This window comes from Salinispora cortesiana (assembly GCF_000484695.1).
Classification (GTDB): Bacteria; Actinomycetota; Actinomycetes; order Mycobacteriales; family Micromonosporaceae; genus Micromonospora; species Micromonospora cortesiana.
Genome location: NZ_AXVR01000102.1, coordinates 1 through 6,787, shown reverse-complemented (window position 1 = coordinate 6,787; position 6,787 = coordinate 1). Strand labels below are relative to the sequence as shown.

Below are 6,787 nucleotides of genomic sequence, written 5' to 3'. Positions count from 1 at the left end.
TCAACGTCGTCCAACGTCGCCTAACGAGCAGGGCATTCTGCACTTCGACACCGTGACCAGCGTGATTGTAGGGGTTCAAGTCCCCCCTCGGACACGTACAGTTACCCCACAGTAATCAGCGTCGGGCTTGGCCTCGACGCTGATTTTGTTTTGGCCGGGGTTGTAGGTGAGGGTGAGCCGTAGCTCGCGGTAGACGGTGCGTTTGTCCTCGCTGCGGGCGTCGCGCAGGGTGTTGCGGATGTTGTCGAAGCTGCCGACGAGGCGTCGGATGTCGTTCTCGGTGAGGCGGTCAGGAGCCTGTTTCTGTGCGGTTGCGGTGTCGCGTTGGGCGAGGGCAGCGGCGCGCTGGGCGTTGACCTCGGCGATCCAGGTGGCGATGGTGGTGGCGTCGCCTCCGGCGTCTGCGATGGCGCGGTACTGGAGGAGTTTGGCGTCGCACGCAGCGATGATCTTGTTGGCGGCGGTGATGTTCGGGGTGATGGTGTCGGGTTCGGTGTGGGGTTGGGCGGCGTGGAGCCGGCGGATCGTGTCGGTGAGTCGGTGCGGGGCGAACACGGTGAGGAGCCAGTTGTCGAGTGCGGGGACGATGTCTCGTTCTGCGACGTAGATGTTGCGGGGGTGCTGGATGTGGTTGGCCAGGGCGTACTCGTTGGGGTAGCGGCATCGGTAGTAGGCGGTCTTGTGTGCCTGGTGGCTCTGCATTTTGCGTCCGCACAGCCCGCAGAGCATGAGTCCGCGAAGGATGTAGGGGTAGCGCGCTTTACGTGGTTGGGTGCTGGTGCGGCCGCTGCCGCTGGCGTTCATGATCGTTTGGGCTAGTTCGAAGTCGTTGACGGTGACGAGTGGTGGGTGGGCGATCGTGTCGGACCATACCCACGAGTTCTTGTCGTTCCAGCGCATGCGGGTTTCGTAGCCGAGGGCGACGTCGTTGACGTCGAGGAGTACCTCGTCCTTGCGTTGTTTGTTCCATACCTGGCGGCCGGTGTAGCGGGGGTTGGACAGGATGTTTTTGATGGCGCTTTTGGCCCAGCCTTCGCCGGTGCGGTGGGGGTTGCGGGCGGGGTCGGCGGCTGATGGTGAGGCGATGCCGTCGCGGGTGAGTGCCTCGGCGATGGCGAAGTAGCCGTTGTTGGCGAGGTACATGGCGAAGATTCGGCGTACGACGGGTGCGGTTGTCGGGTCGGGTTCGAGCTTATGTAGGCGGCGGCCGTCGGCGGCTTTGCTTGGGTTGGGGTGTGGTCCGGCGTCGGCGAGGCGGTATCCGTAGGGTGGGCGTCCGCCGAGGAACCTGCCTTCGATTTTTGCCTGGGAGGTCATTGCGGTGCGGACGCGGACTTTCACCCGAGTTCGTTCGCCTTTGGACATGCCGCCGAAGACGCTCATGATCAGGTCGTGGGCTTCGGACTCGGGGTCGATCGCGCCGCCGACTTCCGGCACCCACAGGCCGACGCCGTAGTGCGAGAAGACGGGCATGGTCAGGCTGTACTGGTTGCCGTAGAAGGCGCGTTGGGGCTCACCGATCACGACGGCGTCGAAACCACGGTTAGGGTCGGCGAGAACGTCGAGAAGCTTGGCGGCTTGGGGCCGGCGCTTCCACGGCAGGGAGCGGGACAGGCCGACGTCGAAGAATTCGGCGACGATGATGCCACTGGCCGGTTCGATGAGGCCGGTGGCGCGGTTGCGCTGCCAGTTCCTAGAGGCTACAGGGTCCTGTTGGTCCTCGGTGGAAACGCGGCCGTAAAACGCGAACCGTTGATGTTCGTGGTCTGCGAGGGTGGCAGTCGCATCTTCGATGCGAGGTGCGTCGGTGGTCACGGAGAGTGCCTTTCGGGTGTTGTGGGGTGCGCGTCCACGGTCACCCGGGCATGGGGTGACCGTGGACGTGTCGCTATCAGATCCACGCATACCGGCATTAAGGGATCAAGCGTTTGTGGACTCGGCGGGCCCCTGGCTATTCGTCGCTGGCGAGCGTTGCAGCAAGGTCAGGAGCGCGCAGGCCACGGTGTCGGCTAACACTGGTTCGATACGAAACTCGACGGTCGGTGTTGGTCTCGACGCGGAGGTCGTGATCGTCTGCTCCGGCAGGCGATCACTCATCAATATTCAGTCCGACATCACTTGGGTTTCGGTAGCGATCTGATCGCGCAGCCTTCTGGGTGAGCGTGATCTGGGTGATTTTGGTCGGGGCGGGTGTGATGACGTCACCTCGGGATTTCTGAAGCGTTATCAAGGCATCCGGGGAAATCTCGGATAGCTCGAACGTGAGGGGCTTGGGTTGGGCCTGGCGGCAGTCCGTGATCTGCGCGAGCGACGTGGTCTGGCGTCGGCCGAGGAGTTGGAACGGTTCGAGACGGATGCGCTGGCCGGATTCGTTCTGGCGCGGGCGTCGGCCGGACTCACCGACGGGACGATCCGCGGCGACGTGGGCCATCTCGAGCAGGTACGGTCGTGGTTCGGCCGCCCGTTGTGGGAGATGGAAGCGGCGGACGCGGACGCCTACTTCGGGAGGGTGATCCGCCGCGCGCCGAGCGGCACCCGCCTGGCCCGGTCGCAGGCGCTGCGCACCTACTTCACGTTCCTTGAGCTGCGTTACCAGACCGAGTTGCACTATGACCGGCCGGGTGGTGACCTGCCCGGTAGACGAGATGAACCGCCCGCGCGGTAGCAAGGACGCCATGCTGCGCATCCCGCCCAGCGAGGCCGAGGTCACCGCCTTGTTCACCGGCTGGGCGCAGGAGCTGGCCAGCTGCCGCAAGTTCGCCCCGTCCGCTCGTAACTACACGGCGGCCCGTCTGATGGCCGAGGCCGGACTGCGGGTCAACGAGGCCCGCCGGCTCGACCTGGCCGACATCAAGTGGGACCTTGGTCGGTTCGGCAAGTTGCATGTTCGCCATGGCAAGGGCTCGCGTGGCTCGGGTCCTCGAGAGCGGATGGTGCCACTGATCAACCATGCTGGCCGGACATTGCACTGGTTCATCGAGGATGTGTGGGGCCAGTTCGGTGATGACCACACCCGGCCGTGCGCCCCGCTGTTTCCCTCCGAACGGGTCGGCGGTCGGGTCGGCTACGACGCCGTCCGGGCCGCGCTCGCGGCGGCGGTCGCATTGCACCTGCCGGTGTGGACCGACCGGCTCACCCCGCACGTGCTGCGACACTTCTGCGCATCGCAGCTCTACATGAACGGCGTGGACCTCATCTCGATCCAGGAGATGCTCGGACACGCCTGGGTCGCCACCACGATGCGCTACGTCCACGTGCACCGCACGCGGATCGAAGAGGCGTGGCTGGCTGCGCAGCAACGGGCCGCGCAGCGGCTTGAAGGAGTCACGTGAATGCGGTGGAATCTGCGGCTGGTCGCCGCCCAGCGTGGTATCTGGAAGGCTTCTGACCTGCAACGTCAGCTCGCCGAGCATGGCTTGGTCATCTCGGCCGGCAAGATGTCCGGCCTGTGGTCGGGGCAGCCAGTCACCGTCAAGCTCGCCGACCTGGACGTCATCTGCGTGGTGCTCGGCTGCCAGGTCGGTGATCTGCTCCTCCCCGAACCGGACACGGTTGCCCGTCCTACGGACGCCGGTCAGGTGGCCTCCCGGGCAGCCGGCGCCACACCGCTCACGGTGGTGCCCCGACGCCGAGACGGCCGTTCCCTGCCACCGGCCTGAACCGTGGTGGCGAGAGCGCGCGACGGCAGCATTGTTCGCAGAGCCGTCACCACTTGCGCCGCGTGTCTGGCCTGGGGGCTGACCTTCGCCCAAGGCGTCTGCCTGGCCTGTTACAACTTCGCCGCGCCCCGACACGGGCATCAGGCGGGCGAGTGCAGCGCCTGCCTGCGGCGGGAACGGCTGAAGAAGGGCTACTGCCGGCTGTGCTGGTGCCAAGCCCGCACCGATCGCGCTGTCCTGGCCGAGAACGCCCGATCGGCGGTAGTGCTGGCGCCATACCTGCGCGAAATCCGTCACCACCAGTTGTTCTTCGCCGACATGGACCGGCGGACGGCCCCTCCCCGGGCTGCGCCTCGACGCTACGGAGCCAACGGCCGACCTCTCAAACCACCACCACTGCCGGCCGCCCGGCCGGTCACTGGATGGATCCAGCCGCCGCTGCTCGACGCCGGAGTGCGCAGCTACCGCTACGCCGCAATCGATCTGCGGCACGGCCCCGCGCCGGACAACCCCTGGCTGGCCTGGGCACTGCACCTGGCCCACACCAACGCGGAGGCCCGTGGCTGGGCCCCGGTCACACGCCGGGGAATGCAACGGGTCCTGGTGATGCTGCTCGCCAACTACCAGGAAGGCGATCTGATCCGGGTCAGCGACTTCGCGGACATCGTCGTGCGCCGCTGCACCAACCTCGACTACGTCATCGAGATCCTCGCCACCATGGCCGTCGTCGACGATGACCGACCGGCCGCCCTCGAACCATGGCTGCACGCCAAACTCGCCCACCTTGCCCCGCCCATTCAGCGCGATGTGCTGCGGTGGGCCCGGGTCCTGCGCGATGGCGGACCACGCACCCGCGCCCGGCGCGTCGAGACCGTTCGCGGCTATGTCGCCGCTACCGTGCCCGCGTTGACCGACTGGGCGCGGCATCGCGACCTGCGGGAGGTCACCCGTGACGACGTCAGCACGTATCTGGACACGCTGCACGGCAACCCACGCCAGACCGCGACCACCGCTCTGCGGTCGCTTTTCGGCTGGGCCAAGCACAGCAACTTGATCTTTCGTAATCCGACCGCCCGGGTCAGAGGGCCACGCGTCGAGGACGCCATCTGGCAGCCGCTGCGTCCCGACGAGCTGAACCAGGCCGTCACAGCCGCGACAACCCTGCAGGCCCGGCTCTTCCTCGTACTGGCCGCTGTCCACGCGGCGCGCCCCGGCCAGATCCGCGCGATGCACCTCGACGACGTCGACCTGCCCGGCCGGCGCATCACCATCGCCGGCCACGACCGCCCGCTCGACGAGCTGACCCACCACGCACTGCTCGACTGGCTCGACTACCGGCACCGCCGCTGGCCGAACACCGCCAACCCGCACCTGCTCGTCAGCACCGAAAGCGCGCTGCGGCACGGCCCGGTCAGCCACACCTGGATCCTGAACATGCGCGGACTGGCCGCCACCATCGAACGACTGCGCATCGACCGCCAGCTCGAGGAGGCCATCGTCACCGGCGGCGACCCGCTGCACATCGCCGCGGTCTTCGGCGTCAGCGAGGACACGGCCATCCGGTACGCCACCAACGCCCGGATCCTCCTGCAGACCCCACCCCGGCCGCCGCACTGAGCAGCCCGCGAGGGCAGAACAACCGTCCCGGCACGGTTGGACTACGGTGCGCCGGTGACCAGATATCGCCGCACCTACCACAATGTGGACGGCCAACGGATCGAAGGCACCTGGCGGCACATCTTCACCCGCAACATGGACACGTACTTCCTGACCGACCTGGTTATCTACGCCGACGGCGCGATCGACTGCGGCACGGGCGGACTCACCGACCTCGACGGGCTGGCCGAACAACTCCGCCGTGGCCAAGTCGCGACCACCCTCGAAGACGGCGCACGAGCATCGGCGCACCACCTGGCGGGGTGGCGGTTCACCGAGCCCCGCTCCGCCATCAACGCCGAGATGCTTCTCGGCGAGGTAATCGACGAAATCGACCGGCTCAACGGACGGCCCGACTCCACCGGTCGATGCCTGCAAGCAGCAACGACCTACCTGGCCGACCCCACCGAAGACAACCGACGCACGCTTCGCGAGCGCTACCTGGCAATCCCCGAACACCTGCGCACCTACGCCCTCGGCGACATGGACCGCAAAGACGCTCCACTGCGGATTCTGATCACCGATCTGGGCGAACCACTGCACGGCTGGCCAAACGGCCCGGTCGTCACCGAGCAGAAGCGGGCCGAGGCAGTCGCGTACTTCCGCGAGCGCGAGATCGCGATCGAGACATGGGACGCGCGGGTCCCGGCCGATGGCCCCGAACATCCGATGCAGCCCACGCTGACGATCCCGAAGACGGTCTACCCACGCGGCTGGCCGGATCCACCCGGCGTCGAAGTCCTGCAGAACGATTACCCGGCAGCCATCACCGTCGGCGCCAACAGCTACCCCAGCGTCACACACGCCTATTGGGCGCTGTCGACTCCCGACCCGCACTGGCACGACCAGGTCGCTGCGGCGCCGCGCGGATACGACGCCGGCAAACTCGCCGAGCAGGCACCCCGCCGCGCCGACTGGGCCTCGGCACGTCTGGCCGTCATGACCATCCTGCTGCGTGCCAAGTACACCCAGCACACGCAGATGGCACAGACATTGCTCGCCAGCGGCGACGCCCGCGTCATCTACGTCGACTTCGACTCCGCGTACTGGTCCGTCGGTAGCGAACGAGCCACCAACTGGATCGGCCGTCTGCTGGAAGTGATCCGCTCCGAACTCGCAGCTGCCGAGGCTGGGATCCCCCTTCCGGCGATTCATGGCAACGGCTCCTCAGCTTCGCCAGGAACACAAGGGCCGACATGCGAGGATGGGGCACCAGGGCCCTCCGGTTCCCCGTGAGAACACTTGGGTTCGCGGGAACTTCCGGACATTTGGCCGACCCGAAAGACGATCACGTCTTCGTGCTGGACGAGCCACTGTGGGTCGCCGCAGTCGATGGCGTCGCCGACGTTTTTGATTTGGAAGAAGGAGGTGCGGGGTATGAGCCGGCCGTTGCGGACGGCGGCGATGAGGGCGACGCATTCTTCGACGAGTTCGAGTCCGGCGGTGTGTCCGGCGGCGACGACCATGCCGGG

General features: G+C 66.8%; 6 protein-coding genes and 1 pseudogene. 5 read left to right on the top strand and 2 right to left on the bottom strand.

Annotation, left to right across the window (positions count from 1 at the left end; all coding sequences use genetic code 11):
* Nucleotides 1-75: 75 nt before the first annotated feature.
* Nucleotides 76-1,815, bottom strand: a complete 1,740-nt coding sequence (locus tag K228_RS0123525) for a recombinase family protein (protein ID WP_025620588.1) — start codon at nt 1,813-1,815, stop codon at nt 76-78.
* 460 nt (nt 1,816-2,275) lie between these two features.
* Between K228_RS0123525 and K228_RS29865 the strand changes: the two genes are divergently transcribed.
* The 5 genes from K228_RS29865 to K228_RS0123505 are packed head-to-tail and all read left to right on the top strand — an operon-like array spanning nt 2,276 to nt 6,551.
* Entirely contained in the window at nt 2,276-2,665 is a 390-nt protein-coding gene (locus K228_RS29865) for a hypothetical protein (RefSeq protein WP_245603576.1), read from the top strand.
* Nucleotides 2,646-3,332 carry a tyrosine-type recombinase/integrase gene (locus K228_RS29860; RefSeq protein ID WP_245603575.1) on the top strand — a complete coding sequence of 229 codons (687 nt, stop codon included), beginning with the start codon at nt 2,646-2,648 and terminating at the stop codon, nt 3,330-3,332. Before K228_RS29865 ends, K228_RS29860 begins: the two co-directional genes overlap by 20 nt.
* A complete protein-coding gene (locus tag K228_RS0123515) occupies nt 3,333-3,659 on the top strand; it encodes a helix-turn-helix domain-containing protein (protein ID WP_025620587.1) in 327 nt (108 codons plus the stop codon).
* A gap of 6 nt (nt 3,660-3,665) precedes the next feature.
* Nucleotides 3,666-5,276: a site-specific integrase gene (locus tag K228_RS0123510; protein ID WP_245603574.1), complete on the top strand. Its 1,611-nt coding sequence runs from the start codon at nt 3,666-3,668 to the stop codon at nt 5,274-5,276.
* 54 nt (nt 5,277-5,330) lie between these two features.
* Nucleotides 5,331-6,551 (top strand): NADAR family protein, encoded by a 1,221-nt coding sequence (locus K228_RS0123505; protein WP_025620585.1) that lies wholly within the window; start codon nt 5,331-5,333, stop codon nt 6,549-6,551.
* On the opposite strand, the pseudogene K228_RS29855 reads toward K228_RS0123505, so the two are convergent.
* Nucleotides 6,467-6,787: pseudogene (locus K228_RS29855) on the bottom strand (site-specific DNA-methyltransferase); the annotation flags it as partial. The gene K228_RS0123505 and the pseudogene K228_RS29855 sit on opposite strands and share 85 nt — an antisense overlap.

Coding starts and splice junctions, on each gene's coding strand:
- K228_RS29860 (WP_245603575.1), top strand. CDS start 2,646: ATGAACCGCCCGCGCGGTAGCAAGGACGCCATGCTGCGCATCCCGCCC.
- K228_RS0123515 (WP_025620587.1), top strand. CDS start 3,333: ATGCGGTGGAATCTGCGGCTGGTCGCCGCCCAGCGTGGTATCTGGAAG.